The following is a 19,274-nucleotide window of genomic DNA, read 5'->3' on the forward strand; positions in this document are numbered from 1 at the left end:
TACACACCTCCACTATTCTTTAATTTCATCAATAAGTTCTAAGGCTTTTTCTTTGGCCTCATTAAGAATCTCTATTCCAAAGCTAGTTATGGAATAGTATTTACGTATCTTGCCATTAACCAATTTTTCTTCTTTTTTCAATAAGTTATTAGATTCCATGTTATGAAGAAGAGGGTATAGAGTACCAGGGCTCATTTCATAACCATGTTCATGTAATTCTTCAATCATCCATGAACCAAAGATAGGTTCTTTTTTTGCATGATGCAGTATGTGTATTTGAATAAATCCAAGAAAAAGTTTTCTCATTATTTTATCTTTCATTGTCATAACTCCTAGTTTATATTGATATTGTAAAACGATATCGGTTTTCGATATTATTATATCATTTTAATGTATACTGATTCAAGATTGAATAAAAAAATTTAAAATTAATAAGTTTAAAGATAAGATTATTTGGTAAAAACACATCATAGAAGAGTATAAACTTGCCAAGAATTTTTAAATTATAAAAGAGAATAATAAATATATAGATTTAAGTTATCTATATAAACAAAAGAGGAGGACTTTTTTATGGCAAAGAAAGGGCAACAACATTCTTATGAGAAAAGAAGATATCAAGGACATGTGAAAAATGAAGTAGAGCCAGTACCAGAAGTTAGGAATAAACAAATGAGCAGAAAGACAAATAAAGACGTAAAAATTTAAAACCGTAATGTAGAATGGATAATGTATAATGGACAATGATTGATATTTCACTCCGTGAAATCTTAAATATTATTGTTCAGGGAACAAGAGATGGTATCTATTTCACCTTGAATGCAACAATGTATTCGAATTACAATATTTTTAAAGTCTATTGGTCTTAAGAACAATAATAATGTAGCTTCTCACTCAAGTGAGAAGCATCCATCATTATACATTATCCATTATCAATTTTACATTTGTTTAAGCTCTCAACTCTCAGTTTCTTTTTTATCTCCCTTCGGTTTTATATCAAAAAGATAGTCCAAAAATGGCACTTCAAATTTTACTTTTTTGAGAAGTAATTTCTTTGATTTTAAATCATTTATGTTTAGCTTTAGTAATATATATTTTGCTAAAAAATATTCAAAAGGTAGCCAACCTGTGTGAGTTATAGGAAGTAGATATTTATTGGCTTCGCCCATCTCCTTAGATAGTAGTATTCTACTGGTTAAAGGTAAGGTTTCATCAAATAATGCATTTATAGAGGTTATTTTTGATTTGTTTAATAGGTGTACATAGGAAATAGGATCAATTTTAAATAGAGGGTGAATGTCTTCATTGCTTATAAGTTCTTTTAAAGACATTTGTTTTACTAAAGGAAATTGTTCATTATATGTTTTATATAATCGTTCTTTATCATGAAGATAATAAGGGGTTTTTAATCCATCTTCAAAAAGCTTTCTTGCAAATCGTGTTGCTTTTGATTTATATAGTATTTTAGGAATATGTCCTCCTGTAGCCATAAAGACTGTTTCGTTAATTCTATCATCCATAGAGGATGCTATTGATGCAAGCATACCACCAAGACAGTAACCTAAAACACAATTATTTTTTTTCCAAAGATTTAGCTGATCTAGTAAATCAATTGTTGAAAGTATATCAACTACTGCATGTTCCCAAAATCTATACATAACTTTTATTTCAGGCCATAAATAACTCCTGCCGCTGACAGACTTATGTTCCACACGAGTATAATTACCTGGAAGTATAACAATAGTTGAATTGACTCCAGCAGAGGCAAGATGAGTTCCCATCCACAATAGGAACTTTATATTTCTACTGCCTAATCCGTGTAATATTAACACTGATGCTCTTACTTTAGATTTAGGATTGAAATTGTATAATTCAACAGTTTCAGTACCTAAGGCAGGTCTATTATAAAGTGTTTTGAATCTTATATAATTGCATCTATAGAACTTGCTTTTTAAAAGGTATCCATCAACGTATGGAATAGGTCTTTTATAGTAATAAAAATTAATTTTCATTTTATGAGAATCCTCTCAATATAGAAATACTATTCACTTATTAGTATATGGTTTCTGCTTTTTGAATATTCTTATTTGGTAAATATAAAACAAATGAAAAATAAAAGATAATATGTAAAAAGAAATCACAACATACAAAAAACTACAAAAGGTGACAAGAAGTTTATTGTATAATTAGTGGTATTTTGAAAAAATGAAAGGAGGATGATAGCATGAAACAATTATTAAAAATAAGTATTATTCTATTTTTAGTTATAGCTTTTACTTTTAAAGGTGAATTTGTTTTTGGTGATACATCGGAAGATAACTTAAATAATTTATGTAATCAACAAGAACAATTACAAAGCTTCTTAGCTGAATTGGACAAGCTGATTGAAGTTAATATTGAAAATACTAATAAAATAGAGTCTAATACAGATGATTTAGTGATTCAACAAGAATTTTTATTAAATATGCTTACTGAGTTAGATATACTTGTTCAATCAAATTCTGAAAAAAATATCACAATGACTGAAAAGGTTAATAATAATACAGATAAGCTTGTAGAAGAAAATAATTTTTATGTGACATTATTAGAGGAAATTGATGTCCTTAATAAAGTTCTTAAGGAAAAATCTAATTCAGAATTAATTTATGAGTATGATAAAGAAAATAAATTGAAAGTAATTAGAAACAAAGACAATAATGAAATAATTTATGAGTTTGAATATGATGATAACGGAAACATGATAAAAATCAAAAAACATTAGATTAAATGGAGGAAGTATAATGCTAAATAAAAATATTAATAAATTTTTCGCTACAATTTTATGTTTACTATTCGTAGCTACGAATACTGTGTTTGCTATAGAGGGATATTCAGAGGTGATTGAGGAAACTTCTAATATTATTTCTTTTCCAGAAAATACTGTGAAAGGGAAGATTGATTTTAGTATTGAGGGGAATACTGGAGTAAATATACTAGGTAAAGGTTATGCAGACTATGACAAAATGTATGATTTTGATGCATTTTATATGGGGGATGGTTATGCAAAAATCACAATGGATGGAACGTATAAGAATACGTTTTTTAAATTTAGTGATCATCCAGTAAAATCTAATACTCAATATACAGTATTTGCAGAAGTTAGAAAAAACACTAGTAATGGCTTATTTGTGCTTGTTGATTCTCATTCTAGTTCAGCTTTTACTTCTGAAGCGATTATAGATGCAGGAGAAACTGGTATATTTAAGTTTTTAAGAACAACTAAATCTGATTTAACAGGTATTACAGTTACAATGCGTAGCTGGAATAATCTTTCTTCTACGTTAGGAGAAATCGAATTAAGGGTAATGCTTCTAGAAGGTGATTGGACGAATAAAGAAATTAGTTATTTTGAAGGTGTGCAAGGGGCTAAAGTACATAATGTAAAGATATTAACTAAGAACTTAATACCTAGTGTACAAATTGGAAATATCGGTTCCGATGGAACAATGTTAAGTGATTATAATCATTCTATTTACACTGGGTTAACAGAAATTAAACCCAATACAGAATATATATCATCATTTAACAATGAAATATATAAAACATCAGCCTTGTATATTACAACTTATGATGCTGACTTAAATATCATTCGACCAAGGACAGCGTTGACGGGAACTAAGAAATTCACATCACTAAATAATGAAAAGTATGTTCGATTATATGCTTACAATGTGAAAAATAATCTCGTAGCTTTAACACAAGCAGAATTAGATAATCTTAATGTAATGCTTGTAGAAGGCTCTACAGCACCAATAGAATATATACAATATCAAGAACATACAGAAAATATCGGAGTAGAACTACATGGAATTAACGGAATACATGATACGTTTGAGGGCAATACAGTTAAAAGGCGAATTAAAGAGCATACAATAACTGCTGAGGATTTTGCAACAATGTATACTGGTTTCACACATTATGATTTAGCACAAACAAATGTTAATCTGCTTAATGGATTTAAAGAACCAACTGACAATAATGTACTTGAAAATACAACTTTAATCCAAGGATATAATAGAGGTGTTCTAAATGATAGAGGAATTTCAGGTAAAACAAATTATTATTATGTAACCATTGAGGGTAGGATAGACTTTTTATTTCCTAAAGGAACTACAATAGATCAAGCAAAAACATTACTTGTAGGTACTAAAATTCTTTACGTGGCAAAAGAACAATACCACGAAACACAACAATTAATATTACCATCCATAATAGCAGAACCAAATGGAACTATGATAATAGATAATTCTACTAAATTTGCTGCAATGTATACAGATGGATTAACTATTGAAAATAAAGACCTTCCAATCGAACATGTAGAAAAGGTTTACAAAATTAAAGATGGAATAAAAACAGCTATTGATTTAAATAATGTTAAGGTTGAAGGTGGACAAGTTATTACTATTGCTGGAGCTATAAATGGTGAAATTTATGAAGTTTCATACAAATTTCCTAGCCAATTAACAACAACTCCTACAATTAAGTATTCAGTACCAATCAACATGCAAGGACAAATTAATGGAAACCTTGAAATTGTTGAGAACAATAACAAACTAATGCAAGAAATTAAGAATCGTCTTCAAATACTTAGACAGCAGATGGGCTTATAACAGAATCGTCTTTTAGCTTATAAAGTAACTTAAAAATAATAAGAATTATGAAAAGGTTATTCTTGATAAAAGGGGGCGATTAATAAAGTGAATAAATTTTATAAGAGACTTATATCTGCTTTTCTTATGGTTGTATTTTTAAGTAGTACCATTGTTTCTCCCATTGCAGCGCAGGGGATTACCATTGCAAAGTCAGAGAAAAAACAAGATGTGAAGAATTCTAATAATAGTATAGAAAGTAAAGAGAAAAAAGATAAGAATGATAAATGGAATAAACAAAATCAAAAAGATAAATCAATTATAAAAAATAATAATGGAAAAGAAAATCATAACAATAACAATAACAATAACAATAATAGTAATAAAGAGAAAGATAAAAAAGAAAGTAAACAAAAAAATAAAAACAAAAACAATATTGAAGAAACTGATAGGTTTATAGTTAAGTATAAGAAAGACAAAAATGGCTATAATAAAAAGTTTGCAGAAGATAATATTAATCAGTCTAAAAAAATTAAAGAAGCTTTAAAGGGGAAGATAAAAAAGTCAAAGAAATCTAAAAAGAAAGATTATGAATTAATCTTAACAAATTCAAAAATCAGTTATGAAGAATTAGAAAAATTGGCATCTTCTGATGAGGAGATAGAATATATTGTACCTGATTATAAGATTAAGCTCATGAGTAATGACACCTATTATGATGCACAGTGGGGACTTCAATATATATTTAAGAATAATAATTCATTTGATATATTGAATACAACTACAGGTAGTGCCATAAGTATTAATGATTCTACCACTAGTAGTGCAATTAAAATTGATGGATCTAAAATTAACAGCGAAATTAAGTATAATACTTCCACTACTAGCAGTGCAATAAACCTTGATGATATTCAAGGTGATGGAGTTGTAGTGGGAGTAATTGACACAGGAATTGATATAGCACATGAAGATCTAGCAAAGAATATTTGGATTAACACCAATGAAATTCAAAATGGGATAGATGATGATAATAACGGTTATATAGATGACATTTTTGGATGGGACTTTATCAACAATTCAAATAGTGTTTTTAATGCTTATGAATACCAATCAGAAAATCATGGGACTCATATAGCGGGAATTATTTCAGCTACAAAAGATAATGGAATAGGGGTATCAGGTACAGCGCCAAAGGCTAAGATTATTCCTCTAAAGGTTTTCGAAAATGGAGAAGCATACACAAGTGATATTATTGAAGCTATAGAGTATGCAACGAACAAGAATGTTAAGATAATGAACTGCAGCTGGGGAAGTGAACATTATAACCCAATTCTTAGAGATGTTATTGAAGAATCAGGAATGTTATTTATCTTCCCCGCAGGGAATCAAGGAGAGAATATAGATAGCAAACCTTTCTATCCAGCATCATATGATAGCGAAAACATAATAACTGTTGGTTCAATAAATCAGAATGAAGAATTAGCATACAACTCAAACTATGGACAAGTATCTGTAGATGTATATGCACCTGGAGAAAATATAATAAGTACACTGCCAAATGATGAATATGGTTATTTGAGTGGTACTTCAATGGCAACAGCCTTTGTAACAGGTCAAGCAGCATTGATTTTAGGTGAATATAGAGATATTGGAATAAGTGAGCTTAAGAATGCAATTATTGAGTCTTCTGTAGAAGTGCCATCATTACCTCAAGGAAGAGTTATTAATAATGTTGAAGCTTTTAGGTATTTAGAGGAGAATCCTCCTGTAAATGAAATGGAATTGATAACAGAGATTTTAAACAAATACCATAGAATAAGTGATTTTTCACAAGAAGACTTAAATATCATACTTAATTTTTATGATATTGATTTAACTACACTTATTAGTTGCGAAGAAAAGGGATATACAATAAATGAAGCAATTGATATATCTATTTTAGTTAAAAAGTATGATTTTACTATTGAAGAAGTAGAAGAGATTATGAGAAGTAATAGAGATTATTATAACATAACCTATGAACTTATGATGCTAAATGTTTCAAAAGTAGTTCTTGGTTTAACTAACGATGAATATGGCATATATAAATCCTATTTTTTAAGGGGATATAGCTATAGGAATATTGATTCAGCATTCATTATTAGTAATGCTCTTGGTATACCTATGGAGGAAATAATAATAAAAGACAGTGAAGCTAATAATGAGAGTGTGATTAAAGCTTTAATAGAGAATTTTTCTGATGAAGAAAAGGAAAGAGTTGAGTTCTTAGTTAAAGTATATAATGTGAACTTTACAAATCTATTAAATTTTAGTAAAGAACAAGGTTACTCAATAGAAGATATTGATGATAAAATACTAGATTATCATAGAGAAAGAATCATAGTAAAAGATGAGATGTATTATTTACAAACTGAGGAAGAAATCGTTGACACTATAGAGAATAAGGTTCCTATGCTAGTGGGAAATGGAATTGATGAAAGTATTGAATCAAAATCGGGAAGCTTGAATAGAACTATACAAGGTATAAATCTAGCAGGAAGGAATGGAATGGATTTAGACCTTTATCTAGATTATAGTTCTGATGATGCATTACTATATAATGTTACAGGATCTGTTAGGACTAGAAATTTAAGTGGATATTATATAAGGTACACCACAACAAAGAATGGAGTACAGTGTGGTAGTGGTATATGTGGTGTATCCCCAAATATGAATTATCAGGATACAACATGGATAGATTCAGAGGGAAATATATATGTAAAAGATTATGGAATTCCTTATTATGTATATAATATACAAACAGACTACAATCATAGAACCTCATATGGATCACTAAAATACAAAAAAAATCAAATGGGTATTGGATGGAGTTGGAATATAGACAGCTTAGATAGAATAGGTAATAATTTAGTTTTAAACCTTAGTTCAGGAGCTGTATATGAAGTAGATTTTAGTAAAGGTGGATCTAACTTAGAAAAATATGACTTAGTAGATATGGTATTTAAACGAAGTAAGAGTTTTAGTGAAGATGAGCGTATTTCAGAGTATGTACTTGAATATAAAAATGGAGTTAAGAAATATTTTGATAATAATGGTTATTTATTATGTACTGAAAACGTATATGGAGAAAAAATAAAATATTATTATGAATATAACTCTAATTTTTTTGGAATAAGTGATACAAAAGTTTTATATAAGATAATTGATTCAATGGGAAGAGAAGTTAATGTAAAATACCTTTCAAGCACAGACAGACTAACAAATGGTAAAGAAATACAGTTGGTTTTACCTGATAGAAATAAAATAAGATATATTCTGCAAAATGTTGAAAATAGAGTATATAAACTTGTTGAAACAATAGACCAGAATAATAGAGCCACAAAATATGATTATGCAGTTAATTATATTAAAGAAGATGTATGGCAAAAAAGTGGTTTAAGAGTAGACAATAAGCAAATTTTACTTGAAAAAGTAACATATAATACTGGAGCATCAACAACGTATAATTATGAAAAATCAATTAGGAATAAAGGAAAAGAAGGAGCAGAAGAATACTTCAGAATAAAATCAAGATGGGATACAAAACGTGATGGGAAGCAAAATAATTATTCTGAATATACCTACCAAGGCAATTACACAGGATTTGGACAACATAATGATCCAAGCAGTTTACCTGATACTTTTGAATATGAAACTATAGTATCTGATTCAAAGGGAATAAAAACAACTTTCACCTTTAATAATAAACATCTACTGAAAAAGGAAGAAGTTAAAGATAATGAGGTATTAACAAGCGAAGTTGTAACAGAGTATGACTCTAATAAACTGCCTTTAAAAGTAATTAACAAGACTTATGATAAACTAGACAGCACTCAGGTAATTAAAAAGGTTAAAAATTACCAGTATGACAGCAGTGGTTATGGTGATTTAACAGGTCAGTGGGATGTACAAGCTGATAGAAATAGTGAAAACGTGCCAATCAATGATGAACATAAAACAACAATGGAATATAATTCTGTTTATCATTATGTAACCTCAAAGACTTATAAGAAAGACAAGGATACCATAATTAAAGAGGAACTTACTCCTTACCCTGATAACAAAAATATTCAATTTGCAAGAGTGTATGAGAATAATGTGCTAAAAGCTCAAACAGAATATCGCTATGATTCATTTGGAAACATAATAGAAGAGAGACAATATTATAAAGATGGAAATGGAAACTGGACAAAATATATAGCCACAAAATACAGCTATAATGACAATGACCTTAATAGAATAAACTCTGGAAAACCACTTAATGGAGCTTATTTAACAAAACAGTGGGTTGAAGGAGTAGAGGATTTTGATGGTAATAATCTAGGAAATGTAGAACAAGAATTTAAATATGATTATTTAGGTAATGTCATAGAAAAAATTGACAGTAAAAAGAATAAAGTTTTCTGTGAATATGATAACCTAGGGAGAATTACAAAAGAAATCAATGCTGATTCAAGCTTTAAAAGTTATCAATATAATGATATTTCTAATAGCATGTTGGTTACAGATGAAGAAGGAAATCAATTCAGTGCAGAGTATGATAGTCTAGGGAATTTAAAGTCCTTAATAGATGTACAAACAGTGGTACCTTATAATGATACCAATAGTCAAGAATATAAAGATAATGGACCATTTGTTGTAACAGGCAAAATAATTAAAGAATGTAATTATGATTCCAATATGAAGCTTAAAGAAGAAAAAATATACAATGAGAATGAAGCTAATAAAGGACATATCACAACGTATACTTACTTCAATGATGGCAGACTTAAAATTAAAGAAATAAAAGAATTTGATGGAACCCTTCTCTATTATGAAAGTTATATATATGATGATGCAGATCCACAAGGAAAATATTCATCAGTAACAAAAGTAGTAAAAGGAGATGCAAGCTCTCCGAAGATAACAACTAAAACATATATAGATAGAGTTGGAAACACATCAATACTAGAAAGAAACCATGAAGGAAAGATATATAAAGATACATTTACCTATGACTATCTAGGAAACAAAGTTCAAGAAAAATCAGCTAGAGCTTACGATGAAAATTGGACAGAACCATATACTGCTAAGTTTGAATATGATTTTGCAGGAAGACTCATTAGACAGTACAACATAGATGGAAATTATTCTTCTACTAAGTATGATGACCTAGGAAGAGTAAAATCCACAACAGATATGAAAGGTAACAATGCAGCAGAAAAGTATTCAACAACCTTTGAATACGATAAACTTGGAAGAGTCTTAAAAGAAAAGATTCCATTTGAGAATAAAAATGGAACAATGCATTACTCAGTTAAAAAGTACCATTACGATAAAAATGGAAACCTAATAGAACAGTATGTACAAAGAAATAAAATAGGTGAAGCAGAAAACTATAACAAGATAACCTATGAGTATAACCCAAGAAACATGCTCACCAAGGTAACAACCTATGATAATGGAATCACAGAGAATTATACTCAATATTTCTATGACAAATTAGGAAACAAACTAAGAATGTACACAGGACTATCCCAACCACTAACAATAAACGGACTAGATAACATAGTGGAAAATGGTGATAGGGAATACTCAGTAACAAAATATGAGTACGATAAATACAGCAATCTATCTAAAAGAATAGACCCATTAAGCAAAGAAGAAACCTACGATAAATACAATAACACAGGGAAAATTCTTCAAAAAACAGATAGAAATAAAAACATCATCAAGATAACATATGACGGATTAAACAGAATAAAAACAAGAACAGTTACAACACCATCAGGAGAAGGAAATACATCTGTAAACTATACCTACACTCTAACAGGGCAGATAAAAACCATGAATAGTGAAGGCATAACAACAGAATATCTCTATGATGACTTAGGCAGACTAACAACAGAAAAAGATTCCACAGGAGTAAAAAAACAATACACCTACGATGCAGCTAATAACAGAAAAAGCTTTATACTATCAATCAATGATAATATAAAATCAAAAATAAAATATGATTACGACAAACAAAACAGACTTGCAAAAGTATATAAATCAAACAACGGAATCCAAGAAGAAACAGCATCATATACCTACGATGACAATGGAAATAGAGAAACACTACAATATCCAAATGGAATAACAGTAGTATATAACTATAACCTATTAAACCTTTTAACAGAACTAACAAACAAAAAAGGGACAACAGTACTATCAAAATACACCTACTCCTATTATTTAGATGGAAACAGAGAAAAAGAAACAGAAGAAAGACAAGGACAATCATCAAGAACAAGAGAATTCAAATACGATGGCTTAGGCAGACTAGAAACTGAGAAAGAGCAAGGAAAAGACCCAGTTGAATATGACTACGATGATAGCAATAACAGAAGTAAGAAGATAGAACCATTTGACATTCAAAACATTGCTAACAACATAGTTGAAGTATCATATAAATACAATGGGTTAAATCAATTAACTAATGCTCAAATAGGCAGTACAACAGCTTCATACACCTACAATGGAAATGGTTTAAGAATAACTAAAACAATTAACGGAAAAACAACTAATCACATTTGGGACGGACAAAATATAATAGCTGAAACAGATGCTGCAAACAACATAATATCTGAATATATCAGAGGAATTAACCTTATAGCTGTAGAAAAAGATAATAAGAAAATATTCTATCTATACAACGGGCATGGTGATGTAATACAGCTAACAGATGAAAATGGTAATGTTATAAAGAACTATAAGTACGATGCATTTGGAAACGAATTAAGTATTGATTCAAATGACACAAACCCATTTAGGTATGGTGGAGAGTATTTTGATAGTGAAACCGGATTATACTACCTGAGAGCAAGATATTATGATCCAAAGATAGGAAGGTTTACAACAGAGGATAGTTATTGGGGAAAAGATAGTGATCCGTTGAGTTTGAATCTTTATACTTATTGTACGAATAATCCTGTTATGTATTTGGATCCAAGTGGGCATTGGCCGCAGTGGGGTAAATTAGGGTTAGGTTTATTAAAAGTAGCAGGTGGTGTTTTAACTATAGGAGCGACTATTGTGGCAGCACCAGCGGTTGGAACAGTAGGAGGAATAATTTTAGCTGGAACCGCAACTTTTGGTTTAATACAGGGATTAATGGGTTCTGCTGAAGTAGTTGAATCATTTACAGGTAATAATGTTATTAGAGATGATTTTATGGCAGGAAACGAAACTTTGTATAATGTAACAGATGGGATTACTGGTTTAGGAAGTTTTGCGGGAGATATGTATATAGCTAATACACTTTTGAAAGCTGCAGTTAACACATCGGTTAATATATCTGTGAGGAGTGCTTCTAAGGGGGCTAGTAATCTTGATTTATCGGATGATGTTCTCAAATGGTTAAATAAAGGTGATGTTGACAATGTTGTATACTTCGGTATGAAAGATGGCGAGGCTGTTTATACAGGTATAACAAAACAAACTTTAGCAAAGAGATTGTATCAACACAATTATGGACCTAAAGGAAAAGGGTTAGATTATTTAGAAACCCAATTATCAAACTTAACAAGAAATCAAGCTAGGGCGTTGGAACAATATTTAATAGAACATGGCCCTGCTGCTTTGAATAAAGCCAATAGTATTAGCCCTAAATCTAAATACTACAAAGAGGCTCTTAAGTGGGCTGAGAATTATATAAATAGTTTAAAATAGGAGGAATAATATGTTATTAAAAGGGATTAATGATAATCCGCTTTCAGCGAGATGGAAAAAAAGATTTTCAGAACAACCAATTGAAACTCAAAAGAAACTTGAAGCTTTAAACAGTATGAATTCAAAAGACTACCAGTTTAAGGTTATTAAAAAAACCAAAAATCCACCTAATGAGGGAGACATATTTTTGGTGAGTCCAAGGGAAGGTGTATATTTCTATGGACGTGTTTTAAAGTCTGATATTAATCACATTACTAAGGATACCTTTATTCATGGCAAAAGCGTAGTGGTTATATTTAAGAGCAAAACAAATTCAATTGATATGGCAAATTACTTTCCAAATTATGATGACTTGTTAATCGGACCTGAAATTGTTGATTCAACGTACTGGTCAAAAGGCTTCTTTTTTACAATAGCAAATTTACCAATTGACCAAAAAGAGAAACAACTTGATTATGGTTTTTACAGTATTGGAAAAGGAAAGTATTTCAAAGAGAATGGTATAGAAATTGATCACAAACCAATAATTCTTGGAACATATGGAATAGCAACAATAACTGGTATTGCTCGTAATGTTGAAAAAGAATTGATTATTGATCCAGCGCTATTAGATTTTTAAGTTATTGTGTTACAATGAGTTTACGTCAACCCTGCATTAACCTGCAGGGTTGGCGTTTAAATTATATATTAAAAATTTAGCAGTTTATAAATGATTTTAATAAAGGAGTTTTTGGTGTAGATATAATGGTATTCCAGAAAGAAGTAATGCAACTTATTCATAAACAACTTAAATTGTTTCGGATTATGGAAAATTTAAAAGAAGATAGGTGACACTTCTAACATAGGAATAAATGAATTAGGTAATATAATTCCCAAAGATGTTAGAAGCGGAAAAATAGTAGAAACTAATTTTCTTTAATTTTATGAGTTTTTTATTATATATTATTTAGAAATATGTAATAAAGGAGAAGAAAAATAATGGATAAAGCAATTACTTTACATACAGATAAACAGAACTCTATAGATGAATTAAGTAAAAAAGCAATGGCATTATTAAGATACATAAAATACTATGGTAAAAAGAAAGGATGGAATTATGAAATCATCTTAGTTGTTTCACAACATAAAAGTAATTTTGCTATAAAGTATAAAGAGTTAACCAGTAAAAAAGGTAGACCAAAAGATAAGTTCTATGAACCTAAAAGAATAAATTGTAAAACTAAACCACATATACATATTGCTTTAATAAATGCACAGCCCTGCAATACTATAACAAAAGCTTTGAATAAGTATTGGAAAGAGCGAGAAGGAATTAAGAAAGTACATTTTAAAAATATTTATTACTTAGAAGGGTATTTAGAATACATTGAAAACCAAAGTACTTTATTAAGAAAATCAAAATTATAGGTATTTATTTTTACAAAAGAAAATGCTGAAGTTACTGACTTTACAAGGGTTAGGGATATTTGAAAAGCCTATATAATTAACAAGTATATAAGTAATACTTACATATCAAGGAATTAAGTATTATTAAATAATATATCAGTATTACTACAGATTTTTGTATAAAATATATTATATATTTTTATTAGCCACCAAAAAGCCTATTTACATTGATTAACCATAAAAACGGATAAACATATGGAGTGGAGTAGGAAGCTTTGACAGCAAGGCAATAAAGTGGAGATAAAATGGAATTAAATTAATTGTTTATAGTTATACAGACAGGAGGAATTAACCTGCTGTATTTTTTTGCTTTAATATTAACTAATAAAAGAAGTTAATATTAAATTAATTCTATATAAAGCCTTACCATGAAAGGGAAAGTAAAGAATATACTAATTTATGTATAAACTTAGAGTTTACTTTTATATTAACTTCTGCTATTGTAATTATCAAAAGTTAATATATGGAAGAAGGTGGAGCTATGGAAGTTAACAAAACAAGTCGAGGAATACCAAAGGCTGGTGAAGTGGAGCCTATAAAAAAATTAAAAGATATAGCAAAAATAAAGCAGTATTTTTTAGGTAAGGAAAATAAAAGAGATTACCTTTTATTTGTTTTAGGTATAAATATTGGGCTTAGAGCAGGAGATTTATTAAATTTAAAAATAAGAGATGTAATAGAAGGTAATAAAATTATTGATAGTGTGAAAATAGTTGAAGAAAAAACAGGGAAGACTAGAGAATTTGTTTTAAATAAAAGTGCAAAGGAAGCAATAAAGCGATATATAACCAGTTTAAATACTTATAACATTGATGATTACTTGTTTAAAAGTAAAAAAGGTGGACACATAACTGTTAATTATGCACACAGCATAATAAAAAATACTCTTAGAGATCTTAATGTTAAAGGTAATTATGGTACACACAGCCTAAGAAAAACATTTGCTTACCACACATATATAAATAATATTGGAACAAATCATATGATATTAGAAACTCTACAAAGAATGTTAAATCACAGTAGTAGTGCTGTTACTTTAAGATATATAGGTATTACTAAAGAAGTTATTAAAGATGTTTATACAAGTTTAAACTTATAAAAACTTACTAATGTACTTTAATTTTAAATAAAAAGACTTATATATTTAGTGTCAGAAACAAGTAAAACAAAAAGGATAGATTGGCTGTCGCCCCCTTGCAAATGCAGAATTGCATTAATGCTCAGTAGCTGAGGTTGCCTGTATCCTTTTGTTTATAAATGCACAAGAATAGGAGTGAGTTTTTGCATAAGAAACAGAATTATATTTATATTGGTGTAGATTTGCATAAAGAAACCCATACAGCAGTTATTATTAACTGTTGGAATGAAATATTGGACAGTATAACTTTTGAAAATAAACCTAATGCCTTTAGTAAATTGCTTAAAATAGTACATAAACATAGTAAAGAATTGATTCCTGTTTTTGGGCTTGAAGATGTAGGTGGTTATGGAAGAAGTTTAGCTGTTTATCTATTAGAAAAAGGGTATGAAGTAAAAGCAGTAAATCCATCATTATCATGGGCACAAAGAATGAGTTCTCCAACAACAAAAAAGAATGATAATTATGATGCTTATTGTGTAGCTTGTGTACTTATAGCTAAGCTATATACATTACCAAATGCTAATCCAAATGATTTATATTGGACACTAAAACAACTTGTAGGTAGGAGAAATTCTTTAGTAAAGGATTTGATTATATTACAAAATCAATTAAATGAACAGTTAAAGCATAATTATCCAAGCTATAAGAAATTTTTTTCTGATATAGGTGGTAAAACAGCTCTAGCATTTTGGGAAAAGTACCCATCACCTCAACATTTAAAGAATATTACTGTAGAAAATTTAACTGTGTTTTTACGAAAAGCAAGCAATAATGCATGTTCAACAAGAAAATCACTTAATATATTAGAGTTAATGCAAAGTGATGGAAATACATTTAGAGACCATCAAGATGTGAGAGATTTTATAGTTAAAAGTATAGTAAAGCAGATTAGATTTAATAAAGAACAAATGAAAGAAATTGAAGAAGAATTAAGGATAATTGTAGGAAAAATGGGATTTAAATTGCATACAATGCCTGGAATAGATATAGTTACAGAAACACAGCTTATAGCTGAAATAGGGGATATTAATAGGTTTAGTAATGCTGATAAGCTTGCAAGGTTTGCAGGTATTGCCCCTATTAAATTTAGTTCAGCAGGTAAAGGGAAAGAGCAAAAAAGCAGGCAAGGAAACAGAACACTTCATGGAGTATTCTATTTTTTAGCAATACAGCAGGTACAAACAGCAAAGGGTAGTAAATTACCAAGGAATCCTGTGTTTTATGAGTATTATAATAAGAAAATAAGGGAAGGGAAAACAAAACCACAAGCTTTGGTATCTGTAATGAGAAGGCTTGTAAACATAATATATGGAATGTTAAAAAATAGAACAGAATATGTAATGCCAGTTATTACAAACAAAGAAGCAGTATGATAAAATAAAGTTAATATGGAAACCTTTGTATAGGCTTTAAGCCATTTATTTTAGGTTATTTGTTTTATGCAGAGGGGGCGGGTAATCTTAATAAATATGGTATAGATGCATCTGATTTAAAGTTTACAAAAACTGCTCAAAACCATATAAATGATGTCTACAAATCAGACAAAATTTATAAAATTGGTGAGGATGCATTTCAAACAAAGTTTTATAAGGGAGAATCTACAAGACCATATGTAGAAAAAGGAACTTCGTTATTACTAGATTCGATTATGAATGCCAAAAGCCCAATTTCAGACCCAGGTGGAATAGTGAATGGATTAAGATGGGATGTACCAGGAAGTTTTGCAGGAAAAGAAGGAGTGTGGGAATTAGTGGTAAATGGAGATACAAACACTATTGTACATTTTCTTTTCAATTCAAGAAAGTAATAAGTTAATAGATAATTGAAATGTAAAACTATAAACTAATTTAAAAGGAAGAAGGGATTAAGAAATGATTTTTAAGGTTGAGGAGCATGTACAAATAAATCAGGGAGAGGTTATATACTCAAAAGACGATTTATCCTTTGATTTTGAACCTATACAAAATTCTGATTGTACACTTCTTATAGGATATATAAATCTTACTTTTGATTCTGAAACCAAACTTGCTTGTCAAGTTTGGGGATACAATGATATTAATACTTGGATAAGTAGAGAATTAGTAAAACCAAATTCAATTAAAGGTAGATTATATCTAGAAGATGGAATTGACGCAGGTGAAAATATAAGATTAATTGATGCTGGAGTATGGACAACTTATTTTGATAAAAATTCAGGTTGGGTTTGTATTGGTAATGATAAAATTGAAGATAATGATTTTTCTGTTGAATTTGCAAAAAACACAATTGCTGTAACCAATCAAAATAGGTTAAAAGCACTATGGTTGAAACCCTACTTTATCCAATAAAATGTAAATATAAACTTGATGAAACTTAAAGATAATAATTTGGAATATCAATAGCTCAATAGGTGTAAAGACAGATTTTGAGTGAAGTAAATGCATTATGTAGTGAAATCTCACTACATTATCAGGTATAAATTAATAGATGATATGACTAATTAATAGTTTTATAGCTTCTGTTATTTAGTAGTTATAAAAAATTCGATGCATAAACTAAATTCTGTAGCGAGCTGAGATTAAGGCTAACATGGGAAAGAAAATTCCTGTGTTAGTCTTTTTAAAATAATACAATTGAAAGCGCTAAAGCGACTTTAATGCGAAGCTTTGATGTATTAGCAGTTAGTATAATTTTAAAACAAAGTATAAGAGGAGCAAAAACTAAGAAAAGTTTTGAGCCGAAAGGCAAGGACTTCAGAGTGTATTATGGATATATATAAATTATTGTAGGGTGGAATAGGTTTAATTAGATGAAAATTTCTCGGAGAGAAATCACAATCATTATACATTATCCATTATCAATTATACATTAAGCGAAGCGTTGAGTTATTTAGATGGAAACAGAGAAAAAGAAATAGAAGAAAGACAAGGACAACCATCAAGAACAAGAGAATTTAAATATGACGGATTAGGCAGACTAGAAACAGAGAAAGAGCAAGGAAAAGACCCAGTTGAATATGACTACGATGATAGCAATAACAGAAGTAAAAAGATAGCACCATTTGACCTTCAAAACATTACTAACGACATAGTAGAAGTATCATATAAATACAATGGGTTAAATCAATTAACTAATGCTCAAATAGGCAGTACAACAGCTTCATATACCTATAACGGTAACGGTTTAAGAAGAAGCAAAACAGTAAATGGCAACAGAGTAAATCACATTTGGGACGGACAAAACATAATAGCTGAAACAGATGCTGCAAACAACATAATATCTGAATATATCAGAGGAATTAACCTTATAGCTGTAGAAAAAGATAATAAGAAAATATTCTATTTATACAACGGGCATGGTGATGTAATACAGCTAACAGATGAAAATGGTAATGTGATTAAGAACTATCAATATGATGCATTTGGTAATGAGTTAAATATTGATTCAAATGATACAAACCCATTTAGGTATGGTGGAGAGTATTTTGACAAAGAAACAGGATTATATTATTTAAGAGCAAGATATTATGATCCAAAGATAGGAAGGTTTACAACAGAGGATAGTTATTGGGGTAAAGATAGTGATCCGTTGAGTTTGAATTTGTATACTTATTGTCATAACAACCCAATAATATATGTTGATCCGTCTGGAAACTTTCCATCGCTGTCTGAACTTTTACACAGGTCAGATAAGTTTGTAAATGATAAGCTTGAATCATTGTCTACTTTTGTTAGAGAGAAAACAGATTACAAGAATTTCTCCGTTGACACTTCTGATATAGGAGGATTTTTCTTGCAGATGGATGTAGATGATGATGGCATTTACCACGCAAGCTTTGATTGTTGGCAGCAATATTTTGGTTATAATGATTTGTACGACTTAGCATTTGATTTAGGCTCAAGTATGGATAAAGCTAAATTTGAATTTGAATATAAAGGAAAAGATTTAATCTTTTGGGCATGGAAAGGTGATTATATAAATTTAGGAGCAGGTGCTGAGTTAGGAATATACAGAAGACTAGAAATAATGGGTTTTTCAACACCACACTGGCTTGTGGATCAAAGCTTAGCTTTACCCATGTCATTGACACTAAAGGACAATGGTGGGAATACTATAATTAATAATTACAAGCCGAATCAAAATCAATGGTGGATAACAGGTTTTAATCCGAAATTTAAGGATGATATTCAAGCCAGCAACTTGAAAGCTATTTACACAGTTGACTTTTCCGGCAAGGAAGATATGTATGATGCTTTTATTGAATCAGATGACTACTTGAAAAATATAGATAAATGGTCCATAGTAAAAGAATATTTATTAAGATTCGAATTTTAGTAGGGAGGAAAATGGCT

Annotated in this window: 14 protein-coding genes; 12 read left to right on the plus strand and 2 right to left on the minus strand. The window is 29.5% G+C overall.

All coding sequences use genetic code 11. The annotated features are described in order from the left end of the window. Positions 1-12: 12 nt before the first annotated feature. Positions 13-321 (minus strand): PadR family transcriptional regulator, encoded by a 309-nt coding sequence (locus OW730_RS05055; protein WP_271227979.1) that lies wholly within the window; start codon positions 319-321, stop codon positions 13-15. A 249-nt stretch (positions 322-570) separates the two neighbouring features. Between OW730_RS05055 and OW730_RS05060 the strand changes: the two genes are divergently transcribed. Next, positions 571-705, plus strand: a complete 135-nt coding sequence (locus OW730_RS05060; protein ID WP_271227980.1) for a hypothetical protein — start codon at positions 571-573, stop codon at positions 703-705. Between the two features lie 248 nt (positions 706-953). Here the strand turns inward: OW730_RS05060 and OW730_RS05065 are convergent, their stop codons facing one another. Further along, positions 954-2,009 carry an alpha/beta hydrolase gene (locus tag OW730_RS05065; RefSeq protein ID WP_271227981.1) on the minus strand — a complete coding sequence of 352 codons (1,056 nt, stop codon included), beginning with the start codon at positions 2,007-2,009 and terminating at the stop codon, positions 954-956. Between the two features lie 212 nt (positions 2,010-2,221). Between OW730_RS05065 and OW730_RS05070 the strand changes: the two genes are divergently transcribed. From OW730_RS05070 to OW730_RS05120, 11 genes are all read left to right on the plus strand, one after another. Continuing rightward, entirely contained in the window at positions 2,222-2,758 is a 537-nt protein-coding gene (locus OW730_RS05070) for a hypothetical protein (protein ID WP_271227982.1), read from the plus strand. A 19-nt stretch (positions 2,759-2,777) separates the two neighbouring features. Continuing rightward, positions 2,778-4,646, plus strand: coding sequence for a hypothetical protein (locus tag OW730_RS05075; RefSeq protein WP_271227983.1), 1,869 nt, complete (start codon positions 2,778-2,780; stop codon positions 4,644-4,646). 87 nt (positions 4,647-4,733) lie between these two features. Continuing rightward, entirely contained in the window at positions 4,734-12,356 is a 7,623-nt protein-coding gene (locus tag OW730_RS05080; protein ID WP_271227984.1) for a S8 family serine peptidase, read from the plus strand. 10 nt (positions 12,357-12,366) lie between these two features. Beyond that, positions 12,367-12,975, plus strand: a complete 609-nt coding sequence (locus OW730_RS05085; RefSeq protein ID WP_271227985.1) for an Imm26 family immunity protein — start codon at positions 12,367-12,369, stop codon at positions 12,973-12,975. A gap of 359 nt (positions 12,976-13,334) precedes the next feature. After that, on the plus strand, positions 13,335-13,763 hold the full coding sequence (locus OW730_RS05090) for a hypothetical protein (RefSeq protein WP_271227986.1): 429 nt from the start codon (positions 13,335-13,337) through the stop codon (positions 13,761-13,763). A 520-nt stretch (positions 13,764-14,283) separates the two neighbouring features. Further along, complete coding sequence (locus OW730_RS05095; RefSeq protein ID WP_271227987.1) at positions 14,284-14,901, plus strand: tyrosine-type recombinase/integrase; 618 nt, start codon at positions 14,284-14,286, stop codon at positions 14,899-14,901. Positions 14,902-15,059: 158 nt separating this feature from the next. Further along, positions 15,060-16,316 carry an IS110 family transposase gene (locus OW730_RS05100; RefSeq protein WP_442945403.1) on the plus strand — a complete coding sequence of 419 codons (1,257 nt, stop codon included), beginning with the start codon at positions 15,060-15,062 and terminating at the stop codon, positions 16,314-16,316. Positions 16,317-16,375: 59 nt separating this feature from the next. Beyond that, complete coding sequence (locus tag OW730_RS05105; RefSeq protein WP_271227988.1) at positions 16,376-16,750, plus strand: hypothetical protein; 375 nt, start codon at positions 16,376-16,378, stop codon at positions 16,748-16,750. Positions 16,751-16,814: 64 nt separating this feature from the next. Beyond that, positions 16,815-17,270 (plus strand): hypothetical protein, encoded by a 456-nt coding sequence (locus tag OW730_RS05110; RefSeq protein WP_271227989.1) that lies wholly within the window; start codon positions 16,815-16,817, stop codon positions 17,268-17,270. 308 nt (positions 17,271-17,578) lie between these two features. Continuing rightward, a complete protein-coding gene (locus OW730_RS05115; protein WP_271227990.1) occupies positions 17,579-17,701 on the plus strand; it encodes a hypothetical protein in 123 nt (40 codons plus the stop codon). Positions 17,702-17,802: 101 nt separating this feature from the next. Beyond that, on the plus strand, positions 17,803-19,257 hold the full coding sequence (locus tag OW730_RS05120) for an RHS repeat-associated core domain-containing protein (RefSeq protein WP_271227991.1): 1,455 nt from the start codon (positions 17,803-17,805) through the stop codon (positions 19,255-19,257). The last annotated feature ends 17 nt before the right edge of the window (positions 19,258-19,274 follow it).

Source organism: Oceanirhabdus sp. W0125-5 (genome assembly GCF_027938815.1).
Lineage (GTDB): Bacteria > Bacillota > Clostridia > Clostridiales > Clostridiaceae > Oceanirhabdus.